The 19,995-nt window shown below is 38.6% G+C and carries 16 protein-coding genes and 2 pseudogenes; 3 read left to right on the forward strand and 15 right to left on the reverse strand.

Annotated elements, in window-relative coordinates:
* From IOC57_RS21310 to IOC57_RS21350, 9 genes are all read right to left on the reverse strand, one after another.
* The coding region (locus IOC57_RS21310) for a lysozyme family protein (protein WP_207440582.1) at positions 1-471 on the reverse strand (471 nt) is incomplete at its 3' end.
* 98 nt (positions 472-569) lie between these two features.
* Entirely contained in the window at positions 570-2,612 is a 2,043-nt protein-coding gene (locus IOC57_RS21315) for a CD3337/EF1877 family mobilome membrane protein (RefSeq protein ID WP_207440583.1), read from the reverse strand.
* Positions 2,613-2,748: 136 nt separating this feature from the next.
* Complete coding sequence (locus IOC57_RS21320; protein WP_207440584.1) at positions 2,749-3,054, reverse strand: hypothetical protein; 306 nt, start codon at positions 3,052-3,054, stop codon at positions 2,749-2,751.
* Positions 3,051-5,501, reverse strand: a complete 2,451-nt coding sequence (locus IOC57_RS26375) for an ATP-binding protein (protein ID WP_207440585.1) — start codon at positions 5,499-5,501, stop codon at positions 3,051-3,053. The genes IOC57_RS21320 and IOC57_RS26375 overlap by 4 nt, the downstream gene beginning before the upstream one ends.
* A 12-nt stretch (positions 5,502-5,513) precedes the next feature.
* Entirely contained in the window at positions 5,514-5,903 is a 390-nt protein-coding gene (locus IOC57_RS21330) for a TcpE family conjugal transfer membrane protein (RefSeq protein ID WP_207440586.1), read from the reverse strand.
* Complete coding sequence (locus tag IOC57_RS21335; RefSeq protein ID WP_207440587.1) at positions 5,900-6,130, reverse strand: TcpD family membrane protein; 231 nt, start codon at positions 6,128-6,130, stop codon at positions 5,900-5,902. Before IOC57_RS21335 ends, IOC57_RS21330 begins: the two co-directional genes overlap by 4 nt.
* 6 nt (positions 6,131-6,136) lie before the next feature.
* Positions 6,137-7,213 (reverse strand): conjugal transfer protein, encoded by a 1,077-nt coding sequence (locus tag IOC57_RS21340; protein WP_207440588.1) that lies wholly within the window; start codon positions 7,211-7,213, stop codon positions 6,137-6,139.
* Positions 7,200-9,188, reverse strand: coding sequence for a type IV secretion system DNA-binding domain-containing protein (locus tag IOC57_RS21345; RefSeq protein ID WP_286185100.1), 1,989 nt, complete (start codon positions 9,186-9,188; stop codon positions 7,200-7,202). The genes IOC57_RS21340 and IOC57_RS21345 overlap by 14 nt, the downstream gene beginning before the upstream one ends.
* Complete coding sequence (locus tag IOC57_RS21350; RefSeq protein WP_207440590.1) at positions 9,163-9,876, reverse strand: hypothetical protein; 714 nt, start codon at positions 9,874-9,876, stop codon at positions 9,163-9,165. The genes IOC57_RS21345 and IOC57_RS21350 overlap by 26 nt, the downstream gene beginning before the upstream one ends.
* A 1,312-nt stretch (positions 9,877-11,188) precedes the next feature.
* On the opposite strand from IOC57_RS21350, the gene IOC57_RS21355 reads away from it, so the two are divergent.
* Positions 11,189-11,632, forward strand: a complete 444-nt coding sequence (locus IOC57_RS21355) for a cell wall hydrolase (protein ID WP_207440591.1) — start codon at positions 11,189-11,191, stop codon at positions 11,630-11,632.
* Positions 11,633-12,129: 497 nt separating this feature from the next.
* Here the strand turns inward: IOC57_RS21355 and IOC57_RS21360 are convergent.
* From IOC57_RS21360 to IOC57_RS21370, 3 genes and pseudogenes are all read right to left on the reverse strand, one after another.
* Positions 12,130-13,559: pseudogene (locus IOC57_RS21360) on the reverse strand (IS4 family transposase).
* Positions 13,560-13,682: 123 nt separating this feature from the next.
* Positions 13,683-14,342 (reverse strand): ABC transporter permease, encoded by a 660-nt coding sequence (locus IOC57_RS21365; protein WP_286185096.1) that lies wholly within the window; start codon positions 14,340-14,342, stop codon positions 13,683-13,685.
* 388 nt (positions 14,343-14,730) lie between these two features.
* Positions 14,731-14,985: pseudogene (locus IOC57_RS21370) on the reverse strand (recombinase family protein); the annotation flags it as partial.
* A 1,061-nt stretch (positions 14,986-16,046) separates the two neighbouring features.
* Between IOC57_RS21370 and IOC57_RS21375 the strand changes: the two are divergent.
* Together IOC57_RS21375 and IOC57_RS21380 are read left to right on the forward strand one after the other, a co-directional pair.
* Positions 16,047-16,718: a response regulator gene (locus IOC57_RS21375; protein ID WP_063596888.1), complete on the forward strand. Its 672-nt coding sequence runs from the start codon at positions 16,047-16,049 to the stop codon at positions 16,716-16,718.
* A 234-nt stretch (positions 16,719-16,952) separates the two neighbouring features.
* Complete coding sequence (locus tag IOC57_RS21380; RefSeq protein WP_207440592.1) at positions 16,953-17,114, forward strand: hypothetical protein; 162 nt, start codon at positions 16,953-16,955, stop codon at positions 17,112-17,114.
* 930 nt (positions 17,115-18,044) lie between these two features.
* Here the strand turns inward: IOC57_RS21380 and IOC57_RS21385 are convergent.
* The 3 genes from IOC57_RS21385 to IOC57_RS21395 form a co-directional block, all read right to left on the reverse strand.
* A complete protein-coding gene (locus IOC57_RS21385) occupies positions 18,045-18,257 on the reverse strand; it encodes a hypothetical protein (RefSeq protein ID WP_207440593.1) in 213 nt (70 codons plus the stop codon).
* A gap of 146 nt (positions 18,258-18,403) precedes the next feature.
* Complete coding sequence (locus IOC57_RS21390) at positions 18,404-19,075, reverse strand: DUF421 domain-containing protein (RefSeq protein WP_207440594.1); 672 nt, start codon at positions 19,073-19,075, stop codon at positions 18,404-18,406.
* Positions 19,076-19,306: 231 nt separating this feature from the next.
* Complete coding sequence (locus tag IOC57_RS21395) at positions 19,307-19,879, reverse strand: YitT family protein (RefSeq protein WP_082196740.1); 573 nt, start codon at positions 19,877-19,879, stop codon at positions 19,307-19,309.
* Between the last annotated feature and the right edge of the window lie 116 nt (positions 19,880-19,995).

Here is a 19,995-nt window from a genome sequence, read left to right on the forward strand (position 1 = left end):
ATTATACGATTGCAAGGCTAGGTTAATATCGCCTTTAGCCTGTTTCATCACTTCCGCAAAATATTTAACGCCAATCTGAATAGAGTATTCAGGGTCAGTAATAGCTCCGCGTGGAAGCCCGATTGATTCGGAAGACTGCATAACGTCTAAATGCCGTCCACCCGATTCCTGTTGAATCAGAGCCATAATAAGCCCGACATATTCACCAATCCCGTTTTGTTCCGCATACTTCCGAATTAAAGGTTCATATCTCAAAACATCAGCTGACACTTGTGCAGTTCCTCCGGCTCCTTCGCCAGACATTCCCGATTCAAACTGATTCTCACCACCCAAACTAATTGAAATAAACAAAGCAAATCCGAAAATGGAAGTGAAGAGAAGATGGATGCCTGCAATAATCCAAGTAATAGGGTTTTTGAGAATGGCAATGGTTCCAACGACTTTTGCACCTTTCTTCAAAATTCCTTGCATATGAACTCCTTTCTAAAAGAAATTCTGACACAATTAATGGCGGCTGATTCACGAAAATAGATGTAATTGTGTCAAAGTGCTTCTCTCGAATATCATGTTTACTCGTTTTTTGATTCCGGGTCTTTAGGTTCCCTGCTCTCCGAACGTTTGACGGGTTTGGAAGGTGTTGCATTAGCTTTTCTAGCATTAATCTTCTGTTGAATTTCCCACTGCGTTAGGTGTTTGACGGGTTCTCTTGAAGCTGCTACTTCTTGTTGGCTTTCCATTCTGGTTGCTGGGTTACGATGCGGGGAATGCTGATTTTCACGGTTAGTTGATCCCACTGTCCGTTGGCTAGTAGGCTTAGGCGTCTCTTGTTTTCTGCTTTCTTGTCTATTTGAATTCGGAGGGTTCGAACTCGGCTTCCGAGCTTCCGAAACGGTACGTTCGGAACTTCGGGCTGCTTGGCCCTTGATTGTACCTTTACCTGTTGCCCCTTCCGCTTTTTCACTTTTATAATCCTTTAGACTCACAATGGCAGCTCCTGCATTTCGTGAAGCTGATCGATTGGCCGTATCTGTCGCTAACGACGTTGCTGTATTTTTCGAGCCTTTTCCAGTTGCTTGTTGCCCTTGATTTTTCCCTGTTCCTTGTTTTTGAGATGTATTCTCTCCCACCGCTTTTCGGTACTCTGACCTTCCACCGTTTGCTACTGGAGGATTGGTAAAAGTCTTTCGGCCTGTACCTTCTTTTCCTGACTGAAATTCTTCTTGACGCTTTTTATTTTGGTGGCTTCTATAAGCTGTACCGACCATTCTTTTTGCTCCTTTGAATCCTTTTTCTCCAGCGTCACCCATCTTATCAAATGTATTAGTTGTAGCTCTCTCCACTACTTGCTGACCTTGAACCATACCAGCAGAGGCAACCTCAAAGATTTCGGAACGGTATTTAAACAATCCCCAAATGGTAATGCAGATTAGAAAAACCACAAACGCATACCCTTCTACACCATTGGTTACTTTTACTGATTCGTAAAGCAAGGTGACCAGTCCAGTAATAACGGAAATCAACAGAACTAATCCCGCTTTCATAAGTAGTACACCCACAAGCTTCTTCCCGTGATTCAATGCAGTCTCACTATAAGACGGAATTAAAGAAAGAACTAATGGAATAGCTGTGAAAATAACCAATGCCAGGAACCATAGTTGAAGCAAAAACTTAAAGATACCTAACAACAAGATCGGTATGGAAAGCGCTATGGTTGAAAGGATAGTGACAATCAAGAATCCAAACCGTTCACCACTAAAACTGGAAGACATTTGTTTATTTCCGGTTTTAACCTCATCAGTTACAATGTCGCTCCTTTGTTCTTGCCCCTCTCCAGTATAAGGTTTAATTTCTAAAAGCTTATCTACCCGGTTGGGATCCTCGCTTACCACTTCAGATTCTTTTGTTGAGCCATAATTTAAAAGTAAATACGGACGCTTGACCATAAGATTAAATAATTGATTTTCCAATACTGCAATTCCCTCTTTAGAATCGTAAGCAGCGTTACTGTCAAACTCATCAGAACTGATCAGCACATTTGCAGAGCTGGCAATCCCTTCGAGTTCCGCCCCTCTATCATTCAACCATTTTATATTTCCTGCCGTATTAGAATAAAACCAAAACGTAAGCACCATGATCGCCAACGCACCAATAATCGCTTTTACCGCATGGCCGACTTGTTGATTTACAAAGTAACGCCAGGCTGCTATGCCTCCTACTAAAATGACAAACAAAGATAAGAAGGTTCCAGACATAATCTCATAGATTCGTTCACTCATAATTCCCGCTTCATCAACAATACTGCTAATTAAATCAAAGGACATTAATTCATTAACGGAATAGAGAGTAAAACTCGCGATGGTCTTGTTGAATCCCCATGTAGCTTCGTTAATGGCATGCAATGCACGGTCGCCAGCCTCCATGATACCGTCGCCAATATCAGCTTCCATCTGATAATGATAGAAAGGATATTCCTTACTTTCCAAAGTCACACGACCAACTGTTTCCTCCTTTTTTTGAACAGTTGTTGCGGCATCCTCGGCAAATGAACCCGTTGGCAAAAGAAGAAACAACAGCACTAAACAAAAGCCTAAGCCTTGTTTAAGGATTTGCATCCAATCCCTCCTTATTTGCAGTTAATGCACGCTTCACGTTTGAAACTTTCTTTTATTTCATCCTGATTTATATCTTTGCTTTTTTCTATATCAATCTTCAACTCATCATCTTTTTCACGAACAACATAACCATCTTCTACCTTATTTTCTTCTTCAGGATTAGTATAAAAAAAAGACTATAATACCAATCATTTTCTTCGTCGTAATAAACTTCAATTTGCATATCCTCGTACGTAAGATCATTTTCTCTTAAGGGAGTATCTTTATGAATCTCATAGGTTCCCTGTTCATATAAAAACTGTTGCTCACGTTCATAATCAGCTTTAAGCGTGGCTTTTTCCCATTCGTAAGTTACTTTCGCTATATCTTCAGAAGATAGGCCTTGATTACACCCGGTTAAAAGTGCAATCAAAGCAATGAAAGAGATTAATAATTTTTTCACATGAACGCCTCCTCAGTCTCTGCTCTCCCACGATCACTTTCTTTTGTGTTGAAGGCACTAATCCACTCATCAAACAATACATCCGTCTGAATCTTGGCTGTTCGCCCGTACATGTCTTCCACAATACACTGACCTTCTGAAAGGTTTTTCAGCATATCTCGGTTGGCTTTGTTATCTTCCATCCCGAGGAACTCAATAATATTTCCAGCTTCTTCGGTTGTTTTCGCTTTAAAAGCAAACTTCGTGCCAATATTCTCTTTGATCTGTGGCTTGTTGTATTCATAAGTGGACTGCGTGACGATATATACAGCAGATCGTAAAGAACGCCCTGTACGAAGTAATTCATTGATAAGACGATCGCCAGCACCCGTATTCATAAGCATCCATGCTTCCTCAAAAATCGTCATCTTAACGACGGAATCATCCCGAGCAAATTTCGTTGCAAATTTGGCCAGTGGCTGCATGAGAGCAACGGCAATGTGTTCGTCTCTTGTTACGGCCTTTTCTCCTTCATCCGGAAGATTCAAATTTTGAATCTGTAAAATATTCACTTGTTCATCAAGGCTAATCCCATCAACATCACCATCTGAAAACATGAGTTTAGCAACCCCGTTTGTACCGATCTCATACAGTAGATCGCCCACATTTTTCACGTCCTGATCGTCGGACTCCTGCAAATAACGAACGACTTTCAATAGTCCCGGCTTCTCTTCTTGTTGAAGTACATGACGAACACCTTTATAAATGGCAGTTTTCACATTCCGTTCGTTCGATTGAAGCTCTGATAAGTATTCAAGAACGCCGACTGCTGCATCTTGCCCCTCTTCCCCTTCAAGGAAAGTAAGGGGGTCAAGCTTCCCTGCATCCTTTTTCTCACTTGATAGAGTGATATAGTTGAAACTTTCAATCAACTCTTTAAAGAAGGGAGCCGTACGCTCCATTTCAGGCGTAAGGGCTTGCTTGAATTTCTTTTCTACTTCGTTCTTAGGATCCGTCATAAGGACTTTCGCTCCGAAAAAAACGCCATTCAATAAAATATCTTTTAGTAGATACGATTTCCCCATCCCTGTCGGTCCCGAGATGGTCACATGCGGGGAAGAATATTTTGAACCCTTTAAGCCCAAATGGGCTAGGAACGGATGGTAAAAAACGAGAGATTGCGAACTTTCAATGCTTTCCCCATCATGCGATATATTTTTTCCGAGATAGAATCCCACAGTATTTCCGATTTTTCGTGTAAGAGAGAAAAGGGATTCGGCAAATGATTCAGGAGTAAGTATTTGTTCCCAATCCTCCGCTACAATTTTGGCTGCTGGTAACGATTGATGGAACAAAAGGAGTTGGTCAGCAAGTGGCTGCACCATTTCAATTTGCTGGTCTTTAAAATCTGATTTAAGCCTTCTGGCCCGTTTTCGGACTTCTTCTTTGGTTTGACCGTATACAACAAAATTGATGTGCGTTCTAAGAAGTGGTTTTCCTTGATTTTTAATTTCATTTTCTAGTTCATGCAGAAGCTCACGTCCTGTATTGATTAAGCTGTCGTCGTCCTCATTTGCTTCAATCAATTGAGCATCTTGATCGCGAAAGCGTTTTTTAATGGTATTGGTTTGGCTCTCGTCATCTTTTTTCATTTTGTAGATGGTCCGCATATTGACTTCTACCGGAAAGTGATAGGACTGAAAAAAGTAAGCCCACTCTTTATGACTTAGATCAACTGGAAATTCCGAAACAGGAAGGAAAGCACACCATGATTCATCATCCAGCTGTCTAATATTGAGATAGCCGGCTTTTCCTGGATCGAGAATACCTTCCGTAAGGCTGTAAACACTTCCGTCACCGTCAGGCTGCCCTTGGCCTCTAACAAACTGATGACGAATGATATAGCGTAATTCTTTTTCTTTCACCCTGAAAGCCCCTAGATAATTATTCATAGTTGTATAAGCATCTTCCTCGGATTCTTCAAACATGCTGATTGTTAAATCGTCAACTTCATGCCCTCCAAAACCAGCAAGCTTTTGCAAATAACGGTTCATACTTTTAAAAGAAGAAGAAAAGGTACTAAGTATGTTTTCGTCCAGCTCCCTTTTCTTTAACTTCACGCCTACAAAAAATTTGTATTCTACAACATGTTTAGCTTCTTCACGCAAGATCTCTTTTGCCCGTTCTGCATAATACTTCCCTATTTCGGCATAGTTGCCTTCATACTGTTGTTGCAAACTGTCCATACGCTTATCAATATCAACAGGGATCGGAACGATTTTATAGTCAATTTCCTCAAAGGCCGCTAATTGCCAAGCAAGCCTTTGAAGACGGTTAACCAGATTATTTTCGGCTTCCTGCTCATTCACGCCTACCGTATTTTCATGTAGACGATAGTAAGACCAAGCCTCCATATCATGTGTGTAGATCACATTATCTTTATAAGATTGAATCGGAAATTGTATCACGGTACCACCACCTTATTGGAATCGCTCGTAAGACTGTGCTTTCTTCATCTGTGGCTGGTAAATGGGTTTATGGCTGCTGTAACTAAAACGCTTAGTATATAAATATCGAAAGTACCCGATAAAAAAACGGTCAAGTCGTTTACCGTCCAATTTGCTTCTACAGATCGCCCCGGCGATCATCCACGGCAGCACGGCGTAAAAAGCCAGTTGCAAAGCCGTCGGCAGGACCTGATTAATACTCCCTCTGAAAAGAAAGAGAACACCGAAAAGCAATAGAGCAACAATGATTTGCCTGATCTCAATCCCTTTGGAAAAGACGAGAGATTTATCATTTTTTCCAATTTTCCAAATTTTTAAGGGATATTTGAAAAATTTCCGATAGCTATAGGCTGCCGGCCTCATGAAAGCCCACCGCTTTTTACTTGGTTCCAAATAGCTGTGGCCATACTTTCAAACTCACCCGGATTAGCGACAATCACGTAGCAAACGACCGCAAAAATAAAGCTAGAAAAAAACTGCCCCCATCGTTGAGAGATAAACGCTCGAACAATCATGACGACCATTACAATAAACAAGATCGCGGCGACCTGGGCTGAAACATAATCGGTAAGACCTGTAATATCTGGCATGTACAATCATCCTCCTATAGTGTGTGTTAATTCTTGAACATAATAGTTATTGTTTTGCTTGCTCACAACAAGGGTAAACGGGTGTTTGGATTGAAGTCCCGTATTCGCCTCCTGTAAGAGCACAAGCGTCTTCACCATGTATTGCCCTTCTTTCTGTCCATCATAAACCACAAAATCTTCCAGTCCCTTATACTCGTAAAGGTCTTTAAGAGATTCAGGGTTTTCCATAAGATACGACATTTCCTCAATAGAATTAGTCGTATAAGAGGTGAAAAATTGTGTAGCAAACTGTTTAAGATCACTTTCAGCCTTTGTATTCTTATTGGCTTGATCGGTTTTATCCGTAATAGCTGTTAATCTTGTAGCACTCGGAAGAACTTGATAGTACGGCTGCTCAATGACGTTGAAGGAAGTTCCGTCTGTTCCAAGCCGAACAACGATCATTTGCTGTTTTTTACCTAGCGATTCTTCTGCCATAGGTACCTTTTCTTCCTTCACTAACTCTTCTTTGCCTTCTGCGCTTTTCTTCACTTCCACTTGTTCTTTTTTCTCTACGATCTTGAAAAGTTCATATTCTATACGATACACATAACTGGCCGCAGCTTCCGAAACGTCTTTCACATCATATAAACTAGCACTCTTCAAAACTCGTTTCCCTTTAAACTCTGAAAGGTTTTCCAACTGTCCAACTTCCAACCCTTCAGCAAGAAAACTTTGGAGTGCCTTGGAGCGCTCTTCTCGCTTCTTTTCGTCATTGGATATGTTGATATACGTTTTAATAAATGTTCTGGCATAGTCTTCACCAGCAGGTGAATTGGCAAAACCCACTTCATTTAGGCTGGCGATCTGCGCCGTTGCTTCATCCTGGTATCCATTTACCTTTTCGTTCAAGAAACCTGTTCGAGACCATGATTGGAAGGTGAAAAAGATCACCCCGAAAAGTACAGCCCAAAATACAAAGCTAAATGCCATTCGTCCATTAAACCGCGACGACTTGAGTCGCCTTTCATCTTTCAAGATTTTCTTGCGCCCTCGATCTGCATGGTTCCTAAACCCCTGCTTAAGCTTATCAAGAAGCTTCATTTGATGGAATCCCTCCTAATTCTAGTGCGTTTCGTACATACACTCGGCGGAAATAGGTATCGCCAACATCTTCTTCAACCATTTTACGATTAATGAAAATTTCTCCGATTTGCAAATTTTTAATCTCACTTGGATTCGCCTTAAACCGTTCTACATCACGAACGGTTCCCATTTTTGCTTCATACCGAATGCGAGGATATTTCTTTTCAATCTGTTGCGTAATTTCCCGGTCCGAATACGTACCAAATACTTGTGCGATTCGTTCGGCATCCTTGGATGAATTGACACGGCCCGTTGCGATAATATTGCAGTTAGAAATGATTTGCTCCGTCATAACCGGGTCAATAGCGTCAATGTCAGACAGGGTTTGAGTAGAGATAATACATTCAAATCCTGCGGAACGTGATTTATTAACAATATCTACAATTCTGCGATCACCATAAGCAGAAAACTCATCATATACACCAAAAATCGATTTACGCCCCTGAGCCTGTCTGTAAGCTATCAAACTATTAACATCAAGAATAATCATTTTTCCAATCTTTTTAATATAATCGGCATATCGGCTTCCGGAAATACTGAAAATGACGACATCGTTATGATCTGTGATTTTTTGAAGATCAATCCCGGTCTCACTTTCCACAAACAAATGCCCGAGGTCAGATTCCAGCAGCTCTCCTAGCTGCATTTTCAATCGTGTCAGGCAGCCCTCCACAATCTCTTCAGGAAATTCATCATCTAAAACCTTTTTTATATGTTGCATACCCTCTTCAAGCTTCGTGACAGATCTCGTCCGCTTCTCTATAACCGTTTTTTTGACCATTGCCTTCTTTGGTACTGAAGTTGTTATAAAACCGCTTAAATCGTCATCCTGTGACGCTGACGCTGCCTTTTCGACGATAACTTCTTCCTCTACTTCAACCTCAAACTCTTCTTCGATTTCCACCTGGCTGCTGTGTTCCCTGAAAAATTCGCTCATATACTTATAATTGGTTAATTTTGCAATGGTCTTGATCTCTCTAGGAACACCCGCTTCATCAATCAGTTTCACCACAAGTTGCAAATAACGGGAAGCAATATCGGTATAGTACGCTCCATCCCCTTCACTCGAAAAACTGAAAAGCGACATGAGCTTATCTCGTGTTTCGGTGGGGGTACCGTTCTTGATCGGGTTGTACGTGAGATCATCCATTTCAGAAAACAGATACACTTTCCTGCCATATGCTTCGCACAACGCCTTAAATTCAAGCATAGACTTCCTTTCGCCCTTCCCATCCATGAAAATAACCGGTTTTTCCTGCTGCAAGGCTGATTCCATTAAAGAAGCAATCAACGTGGTCTTCCCGGTACCGGTTCCCCCTGTTGCAAGCATGTGATAATTGAGCTCTTTTGAATCAAGTACTACACGTTCTTTAAAATCTGTGTACCCGACAAAAACTTCTCTGGAGGGTTTATTTCGATACTGCTGCTGTTTCTTGTCCAAAAACTTCACTCGGTTTTTACGAAAAGCTCTATATTTCTGCTCTTCCTTTTGCTTTTTCACCTGACCAGATTTTGTTGTCACTCTCTGTTTCCAAAAGTATTTGGCGAAGATAAAAAATCCAAATGAGAAAATAAACGCTAATCCTAATAAAACAAGATAGGAAGTAGTTGTCGCTGTAATCACATTTCCCTGATTGAAAAACCTTTCCACGCCCGCCGACATATACGGAACATTCATTTCTGAAATCAATCCAAAATAACTGAGGATACGCCCTGTTTGAAATTGCCAAAACAATATAACAACCCCAAATGCAAGGGCTGCGTACGAAATCCAATTTCGCTTAAAAAGATTACTAATCGCAAAAATCAGCATTCCGAGCATTGCCGGAAGAAAAAACAAAATCCCTATCATCCCGATTAAACCGTAAATCACAAGATCGCCAATCATTCGATCGGTTTCAGTCTGTTTAGGCTCCCCCTGTTTCTCCATCATTGGTTCCACTTGGCAACACCTCTTCCCAACGTTCTTCCAAAATAATGGAAGGAACATTGCGTACTGTGATCTTACTGGCGTTAATCAATCGCTGTTTTGCCTGGTTAATCACATTATGAATTTTTGTGTCATTCGCAAAATAGATCACTTGATCGTAAGAGTAAAGTTGATCATCCTGACGTCCACCGGAAAGGATTTCATCAAACATCTTAAACTTATCATCATAGCGCTTTCGATCTTTCTTGTTCAATTCAAGCTCAACCCAAGTAGTCGTAACGTTTCCATCAGCTGCTTTAAAGAAGAAAACAGCATCTGGTATTCGATCCCGCTTATCATTGTAAGCTTTCAATTTACTATGATTATCGCCCTCCCCAATCATAGAGAAACGAATTTCCCTCTCTGTCCGATAGGTAAAATCAACGCCCTGCTTCTCCGATTGAATTTCGTAAAATAGAATTAAATCCGTTATGAGAAGATCATGCTGCATGGTGTAAATCGTTGCCTTGTTTGGAACGGTTACATGGACATTCGTTAATTTCCTGGCTTCAATCGTCCCAAGATACACCCCGACTTTATGTGCAATGCGTTCATGCTTTACATATTTTTTGCCTTCTAATTTCCGTAGTCTGCGATAAACACGGTGAATATTCGGCTCCCTGAATTTCAACATAATTTGTTTCGCCGTCACCATACCATTCTTCAAAATAAACGATTAAAAGAAGTAATCATTCCGATAATACAAATAGTTAAGCAAGAAAAAAGGAAAGCTTTTAACTCTAACGTATTAAGCGCCGATGATACAATTAGACCATCTATCATGAAAATAATGACCCCTATATTTACGATCGAGAAAAGGCCGCAGCTTAAAAAATACTCTTTTTTTATTGTCTACTTGACAGGGTTATGTGCAACACGGTTGCTCTTTTTATTGTTATAAACGATTCCAAACTTTTTTTAAATCCAATGGGACGAATACTTTATCCCCATGTATTTCCTTATGTATGATGAGTTGTGAAAAGCATGGATCTACACTTAGCCCTTCTGTTTTATGCCTAGCTGGATTTATTCCTAAAAAATGTTTAAAGTCTTCGGGTAACTGCATAACATTAGCTCCTTTCCCCTTTTTTATTTTTTATAAAGAACAATTCTTAATATATCCATCAAGAATATTTTTATTGCTAATTTGAGCGAACAACACTTCATATATACTCTTTTAAATAGTCAACCAACTATTGGTGGTTTTGAAAATTGAAATTTATTTATGAAGTGCAATATACATTTGAAATTTATTGTTCCTTATAAGGGTACGATAAAAATCCTCCAGCCAAATCAGTTAAATACTCAATAGGGGTACCGCCTCATAGCCATCAAGCCAAGATTCTAAGGTATCCCCAAAACGAAATTTTTATCTCTATCTAATTGTTTATGAGAATTTAACTCATTTTTTTCGTTTTGGGGGTAACCAGTTTCGTTAGCTTGATGGGCAGTACCACCAGCAAAACGCGAAAAACCACGCTAAGGATTAAGTTCATTCAGAAAAGTTATTTCGAAAAGTACTTTAAAGAAATTACATATGTCAAAATGAGATAATTCACCTTTTGACATACAGATTACGAGCTATCATTCTACGTGTCATAAAGTATGCTTTTTGACAGTAGCTACAACATGAAAAAAACCTTACATTTGTTTAAAAACGTTAGTCATGTTATTCCATTAAAGGGCCATTATATTGAAAAATAGGTTGCATAAAACCCCCATTTTTTTATGCAGCTGTTAGACTTGTACAGAAGCCAAAAGCGTTGATTAACTATGTATAAAACGCTGTATAAACGATAAAAACGACAAAGAGCCAAACCCTTGATAGATATGAGTTTGCTCTTTGTCTAGCTTCATATAATTGGCATTATGTTAACTAGTTTTGTATAGAGTATTCATTTGATAATTGTAAACAAGGACATGAATGTATGCTTTTTTTCATACTTTATTTTGGAGGTGGTAAAATGACAAGAGTAGCTTACCGAAATGCAGATGTCAATTTAATGGCAAGGATGATGAGAGCAGAAGCTGAAGGCGAAGGACCACAAGGAATGCTATATGTTGGAAATGTCATTGTTAACCGTGTTGTAGCAGATTGTACTGACTTTAATGAATTAAGAACAATTAGAGATGTCATTTTTCACGTACAAGGAGGAAATTATTCTTTTGAAGCTGTTCAAAAAGGTAATGTATTTTATCAAAGAGCAAGAGAATCTGAAATAAGATTAGCGAGAAAGAATTTGGAATATTGGAGAGATCACCCAGCGAAATATGCTCTTTGGTACTTTAATCCATATGGTCCGTGTCCTCCAACATGGTATGACCAACCTTTTACTGGTCAATTTAAACAACATTGTTTTTATGAACCAGCGCCTGGAACATGTGAAAGCGTTTATAGTCCTCGTTGAGGAAAAGATTCGAATATTTATAAAAACTAAAATAAAACTTTTAGTAATCGTATTTACCTAAGAAGGATTGTAAAATATTACACTTAAACTAAAAGGTACGTTAATTGAGTAAGCAGCAAAAAAGGATCTTCTTACTGGAAGATCCTTTTTTCAGTTCCTATCATGATTATGTTAACTAAAAAATTAGAAGTTTTTTAAACATCTGATTCTATAAAGTTCTGCAATAAACACCAGTTGAAATAAATTAATCAATCTTCAACAATCGGGCGCAATTGTTGAATAATTAAATCCCAATTTCTCATTTATATCACTGAGAGATTGGGATTTTTAATGCTGGAATATCCTTAACGTTGTATATCCGCGTTTTGCTGGTGGTACCCCATGCCCATCAAGCTAACAAAGTAAATGACTAGATACGAATTGATCCTTGTTTCAAAACTAGCGAGTGATGGAAAAGTAGGCATGCCAAAGAAGCCTATTAAAACGCGATTTTTTCGCTAGGCAGCTTGTCTATGCTTCACCGTCGTTTCATACACAACCCCTAGAATATCAAAGACGGTCATCTTCTTATAACGATTACATTTACGACCGTTCTTTTTTAGCAGCTGATAAAGGCGATGCAGAATTTCAAAAGTTCTTCTGTGCCAACTGCTATCGCTTGAAACAGTAACGGAAAGTAATCTTTAATCATATAAATCGCTTTGTATTCACTCAGCTCCTGCTTTTTCTTTTCAAGCAGAAGCTGTCGCATTTGAAACATCGTAGAAGAACAGAGGAGAATGCCAATGAGTTGTCCATATAAATGGCACTCTAGGCGTTCTCTTTTAATATTTTTACATTCATCAATTTCAAAGAATGACTTCCACGTTTTAAACAAAATCTCAATCTGCCAACGAAGTGAATACAATGAATGCACGTAATTTGTCAGTACTTCTTCTAGCGACGTGTTCGTGATATATACATTCATGCCCATTAAACGTTTACTTTTATCCTTCATGACAATGCCTTTCTTCTTTTCACGTATCGCTTGGTTTTTCAGGCGTGTTTGCGTTTGATCATCGGTTAAACGATGGATAATGACACGTGCTGGAAGCTTCTGATTTTGGCCAATGTATGCCTCTGGGATTTCCATCGTTTCACCAGGGGTTAGACCAAACATCATTTGTGTCATATCAAGCTGGATGTATCCTGTTTGCTTTTTTAACGTGCCATTGTTGAAGTATTCTGGCTCAGGGTTCTTGATATAAATGCGTGTATTCAACTTCAACCGCGAGATATAGTAAGCCTCTTTATCATGAATGGCTTGTAAGTCTCCTAAATCGAAGTAACCAAGATCACGCAAACACAAATCGCCCGCCTCTACGGTTTCAAGGCAGATGGTACCGTACGTTTTATCATTATTCTTTCCTGGTCCAAGCTGCACGTTAAGAAATTGACCACTAAGTAAATCATATTCCAATTGGATTTTTACACATGCCGTATTACTACTCCCGCCTGAACCTTGATAGTCAGTGGCGAAGTGATCAGGCAGTTGAAACACTGTCGCATCTAAAATACGGATTCGATTGAAAGTAGAAATCATGTGTGCAGAAAGCGATTGATTTGAACAGAGTTTTTGTGTGAGAAGAGAAGTAAAGACTTCTCGAAGAAATGTGACGGCTGCTGAATTAAAGCGTTGATTCAATCCTTCTGAGCTCATCAGTACCCCAGTGGAAGCTTCTAACTGACTGCACAATTGTGTAAGTGATGTGCTAGCGATTTCTTGACTGAGCCATACGCAAAGGGCAATGAGTTCGTTTGCTTGATACTTACTCGATCGCTGTACAAAGCCAACTTGTTTGGCGATATCTTGTAGGACTATTGGAGATAAAAAGTATTGTAGTTCTTGTGCGAAAAGATTCAGTTCATTTGAAATGATAGGATTCATCAAAAACGCCATCCTTTCTCGTAAACTTCTTACGATAAGCATAGCGTTTTTTCATTTTGAGGGTATGATTTTAACTTCGCTTGATAGGCATGTGGCTGTACCCCTATTTAAGCCTTTTTTTATTTATGCTGTTGGAGACGGAAATCTAGCAGCCTCAAAGTGTGAAGCTGCAACATTAAGACCTTGTGTTAAAAGGGTACCAGCAACGTTACTAAGGACGAAGATTTCCACAGTGTCACCTGCTTGCAACTGAAGAATAGAAGAAACAGTTACAGCATTTGTTATGTTGGCTAGCGCACCGAAGAAATCGTTATCAGCTGCTGCAACCTGATTTCCGTTCAAACGAATTTCTAATGCTACTCTGTATTGGGTTGGAACATTAGGAAAAAATGATACACTTGCAATAATTGAATAGACTCCATCTGTGTTTGGAATAAAGGTAGAGGTAGCTGGATTATATTCATTGGCTAAATCAAATTGTTCATTTAGGTACAGGACTTTTACAGAAGTATTTGCAGGAACAGCTCGATTGGCATTAGACTGTGCTCTAAAAGCTGAAGGTCTTACCAAATTTTGCAGAGTTTTCAAATCTCCATCAGCAGTAGCAGATACATTCACATTAACGACAGGATTACCTACATTGGAAATAGTATCTGTATCGTTTTGAGCTTGCGTCTGATTTTGGAGTTGAGCCTGTAGCTGAGCTTGTTTTTGTTGCTGTTGTTGAAGTTGGAATTGAATATTTTCTAATTTACACTTACAACAATCATCGTGATAAGACATAGAACTATCACTCCTTTTTTTGCTATACCTTAAGTTACTTTTCAAGATCGCATTCTATTGGACAAGCAACCCTGTATTCCTATAATATGAATATTTTCAAAAAGGGAATGAGCACTCTATCTATTTTGATTTTTGACAGATCATAAAGAAAAAAACAAATACCGAGGTGGGGTTTATGTACGATTTGATTTATCAGCATTTCATCAATACTACTTTCATCGTTTGTTTGGTACTATGCGGGGTCTACAATACCTGTTTTCTTTATATTGGAGAGTAGTCTTTCTGGAGTGTACAAAATAGCAATTCCACGGTTGGTTTACACAGCCAAGTTGAAATACTTTTTTATTGCACAATGCCACAGTAAGCAATAAAAAAAGGCTAACACTGGTCAGAGTGTCGCCTCTTTCGCTTTGGCGTAAATAGTGGAACGTGGAACGCCTGTCATTTTAGCTATCTCATTTACACTTAATCCGTTAGATTCTCTTTCCTGAAACAGCTTCAAAGTCTTATTAACGTCCTTTCCGTCCTTTCCTTTACGTCCCATATGAGTTCCTTTAGCTTTTGCCCTTTCGCGTCCCTCGGGGGTTCTATCAACAATCAAATCACGTTCAAATTCAGCAACAGCACCTAACATAGTAAACATGAACTACCACTTGAGCAGTACATCTTGGACAAAAGGAAACGTTCTTAGATTTACAGTGGTTATTTATAATAAATATTCTAACGAGATATATGCTGCATGATATGTAATGCTATATTTTTTTTTTTATTACTGGAAAACGGCTACCCATAAAGGTAAGCCCCCAATTTTTAGTGAAGGTTAAAATCTATTATATTAATCTAATACAATCGCGTTCCTCAAAACAGTCAATATAGGTTATGATAGCCAGCCTTTACCAATACCCCATAAATATGAATTCAGTAGGTTTAGCAGCTTTTCCTGATTATTTTTTCTTATTGTTTAATCGTTAAGGATCTACCTTTTATAAATAAAGAAGTAAGATAGGAGTTGAGTTCAAATCGATCTCCTTAAACAAACTCCGCTAATAAAACTCTGTCTTTTTTCATTTCTTTTCCCCCTTTACAGCTTCCATTTCATTTTGATGGATAAACCTCTCGTTCTCTTTACATGTGAATTCTGTCAGTGATTAATTTCCACATTAAAGGAGTTATAACAAGTTGGTAGGTGTTTTATATTGTCCATTATTTTAGTTTAGTCCATTCCGACTTGGAAACTTCACTGCTTTTTTCTATAGATAAAGGTATTCAATCCATCCAAAGAAAACACGCAGGAAATTTTTAGTCCACGGAAGCAACTTAAAAAGAAGTGCTAAAGAGGAAATAGAAGCAATTAAAGTAGAAAAAAAGGCTTTCTTTCTCGACTTTTCGGAAAGTGAGAAAGAAGGCCCTAAGCTCTTTTTAAATGCCATAAAAAAAGGGGGCTGACCAACTCTGGATAATTAGTCACACCCTTATTATACAATAATTACATTACCAAATAAAACCATAACCCCGGTTAAAGTTACAAAATGAAATGGCTATTCTTCCGTTCCTGGCGTTTTCTTTTTAATCTTTATACAGATACACCAATAAGAACGCCCCGCCTTCACACCCCAAAACGAAAAATATGCTATTCTTTCTGTATATATTGCTGAAAAGAAAATTCCAGAATAGGCATTTATATAAATTAGGAGGAAGAAGCCGTTGAAGACTAGTATCATCATTATCGATGACCATCAGCTTTTCCGTGAAGGCGTTAAGCGTATATTAGATTTTGAATCATCCTTTTATGTTGTTGCCGAAGGCGCTGACGGAAGCGAGGCTATGGATCTTGTTGAAACACACAAACCAGATGTTGTTATCATGGATATCAACATGCCGAATATGAACGGTGTCGAAGCGACTAAAATGCTTGTAAACCGTTACCCTAAAACGAAAGTCATCATTTTATCGATTCATGATGATGAAAACTATGTACAGCATACATTTAAAACAGGAGCACAAGGTTATCTGTTGAAAGAAATGGATGCCGATGCGTTAATTAATGCTGTTCGTGTAGTCGCAGAAGGTGGCTCATACCTTCATCCGAAGGTGACACATAATCTAGTCAAAGAATATCGCCGTTTAGCTGCTGATCGGGATTCAGTGCATGCTGTAGAGATCAGAAGACCGTTTCACCTATTGACTCGACGCGAATGTGAAGTTCTTCAACTTTTAGCATACGGAAAAAGCAACCGTGCCAGCGGCGAAACTTTAAACATCAGTGAAAAAACAGTAAAAAACCATGTGAGTAACATTCTTCAAAAACTGGAGGTAAACGACCGTACACAAGCTGTTGTTCTAGCTATTAAAAACGGCTGGGTAGAAGTGAAATAATTTCAACTTATAATAAGTCTAACCTTAAAAAGCTCATGGACAAAGCTTATTCAACTATACCTCTAGAGCAGTTTGCAAAATAGAAATACCCCCGTATCAGTTTTTAGGTTGATACGCGGGCAATGGGAAAGCTTTACCAGCCCACCTGAATGTATTTCCACATTATAAACTACCATGTACAATAAGTATCCCCCTGCACCAACTTGCTGGTAACAGGGGAGGACAAACATTTAGGTGTATCAATACTATGCCACCGAATGGGAATTGCTATTCATGGCAAAAATTAACCCTGTATCAGCTTCTTTACGGCTTGATATCAGGGTTTTGGAGATTACATGGAAAACTGCTCGATATTACTATGCCACCGAACCGGATTTATTATTCGATTTATTCTAATGTTGTCAAGCATACAAGAAAACCCCACAAGAGTACTGGGGAGAACTTACAGTACATGGGGGGCGTAGAAATTATGTGAAAAAGTCACTAGGAATATATCCTATGCCCATAGTTAAAAGTGGGTTACTCACTATATACAAAAAAAATAGGCCCCCATACAGAATTTAATTGTACAGGGGCGTATTGATGGTTTGCCTTATAAAGGACTATATTTATATTCCCGATATAAAGAAAATAGGCCCCGTACAAGCATCTTTACGGCTTGATACAGGGCTGTGTTTTTAACCTCTGGAAGGGTTATTACTACTATCCCCAGCGAATCGGAGATTATTCAAACTGTTTTAATGGTACCACACACGAAAACCCCCAGAGATACTGAGAACCCTTCAGTACCATTAGGGGGAATGTACAACATAATGAATTAACAAAGGACTACATTCTATTCCGATAGTGAAGATTCTGTTACTCTCTAAAAATCTGGGACATTGGGAAAATTAGATGCCCTTTTTTGGTTTAAATTTGCAAGTACCTTTTGGGGTACCACCACATGCCCATCCAGCTAACAAAGTAAATTACTAGATTTGTTTCAAAACTAGCGAGTGATGGAAAAGTAGGCATACCTATTAAAACGCGACTTTTTCGCTAGGCAGCTTGTCTATGCTTCACCGTCGTTTCATACACAACCCCTAGAATATCAAAGACGGTCATCACTAAGGTAAAGTGGTTAATTCAATCGATATATGTTTCCATTCGTTCGGCAGTGGCTCTAATGAGAAGATACAGTGATATAAGATCCTTTATTATGGCGAATTGGTGCTATGGTCGATTGTTCTTAATAATTGACAATACTCATGTTTTGTATTGAAAGTTAGAAAAACGAAAATCCCCTATCCAAAAGGACAGGGGGCTTTAGGGGTAAATTAAGTGATTTCATTCAGATTTTTGGGCTAAAAATGCACTTTGCACTTGGTTTACTGCTGTTTGAGCTTGCGCAATCTCATTTGCAATTTGTTTGATTGCTTCCTGAGCTAAAGTTGGGTCTGAAGATGATTTCTCAATTGCTTGAGTTAGTAAACTTTGGGTAAGGGTCACATTTGCTTTAGCTTGATTTAATTGGTTTACGTCAATTTGTTGTTGAGCCATTAGAATCTCCCCCTTTATAATGATTGAATTTATATCTTTACCTAGTTCAGTCTTTTTATAACCGGGAATATCCCCAAAAAAGTTTGTTTTATTTGACCAATTTTTTCTCTTCCTGTAGAAAATAGGATGTATATATATTACGCGTTTTAATTATCGGTACCGGTGTCAACGATTAAAGAATGATCTTTATCCGTTACGGCCGCATAAAAGATGTTATTGATTTCGTGAAATCCTTGGGTTAGAAATTCTTCCTGAAGCCATTTTTCATCCTTTTGGATTAACTTTAAATTTTTATGTTGGATTTTCCCTTCGACGACCATGGCAATCGGTAGTCCTTGATAGTCCGTTTCAATATTTAAGTGTCTAGGCGTTAAATTAACAACAGATTGGTTGGGCAATATACTAAGCTCTCCATTCGGTTCCAGAATCACATAATCAATATCCCGTATATTCGGGTATCCTGCAGCCCGAATGGTTGACAATAGCTCAACGAGAGAAAAACGCGTTTTCCGTAAGTCTTTTTTTGAGATTTTCCCATGTTTGATCAAAATACTTGGCTGACCAATGAACATTCGATTTAACCAACGAAAAAGACTTAATTTAGAAAACAACAGATACATGATGACAATGGTAATGATCCCTGCAATGGTCTGTCCAAATCCATTGGCTTTGATAGGACTGACGGACAATGTGACAAGAAACACAATGGCCGCAAGATCAGGCGGGGTTAACTGAGCCAGTACAGTCTTTCCCATACAGCGCATGGCCAAAATCACTAGACCAAAAAGCAGAATTAACTTCCCAATAAAAGTGAACATTTTTCCAACCTCATTTTTATGCTTTCTAATAAAAAGACAAATACTATTCTGTCACAAAACCAGGAAAACATACTTAGCAAGGTGGACAGCTTGTATACAATTGAAGAAAATCATACTTTAAAGCCAAGTTACCAAGCGCTTTATGAAATAAGTTATTTATTAAAATAGGAAAATCAACCGGTCGAAGGTCTAATGCAAAGAAATCACTCAAACTTCTAGGTTCTTCCTTAACTATTCGATGGGGCTAACCATTAAAGATGTAATCAATCCAATCATACAAATAGTTAAGCCAGAAAAAAGGAAAGCCTTTAACTCTAACATTTTAATTGCCGACGTTACAATTAGGCCATCTATCATGAAAATAATGACCCCTATATTTACGGACATAGCTTTCGATATAAATTGAGCTAACAAATCGGTTCCTCCGGTACTTGCTTCATATCGAAGCATGATTCCTACTCCGATTCCAATCAATCCTCCTCCTATTAACATACTCGGAAAAATAGAAAGACAAAATTGGTTTCTTAAAGGAGCTAGCCAATCAATGAACACAGAAGCAACAATTAAACCGAGAAAGCTATTATAAAAGAATGTTCGTTCATGGATCCATGCGAATATACACAGAGGGATGCTTAAAAGGAACATCACTAAACCTGTTGGAAATTCCAAGTAATAATGAATGATGAGGGCAATACCTGTAATACCTCCATCTAATAAATGATGGGGAACTAAAAAGCCGTTTATTCCGATACTCAATAATAAACTACCTATAAGAATAGCCGTGATTTTCTGAAAAATATACATCACCTTTTATCATGTATTTATGGCTAATATATGTACAAGCATATGATTTCAGAATGAGGCTAAGATTTGTAATTAGTTGAAAGCAACCTTTTTAAAAAGGGGCGTGACAAGTTGAA

Source organism: Bacillus sp. SD075 (assembly GCF_017355165.1).
In the GTDB taxonomy this organism is placed as follows: Bacteria; Bacillota; Bacilli; order Bacillales; family DSM-1321; genus Peribacillus.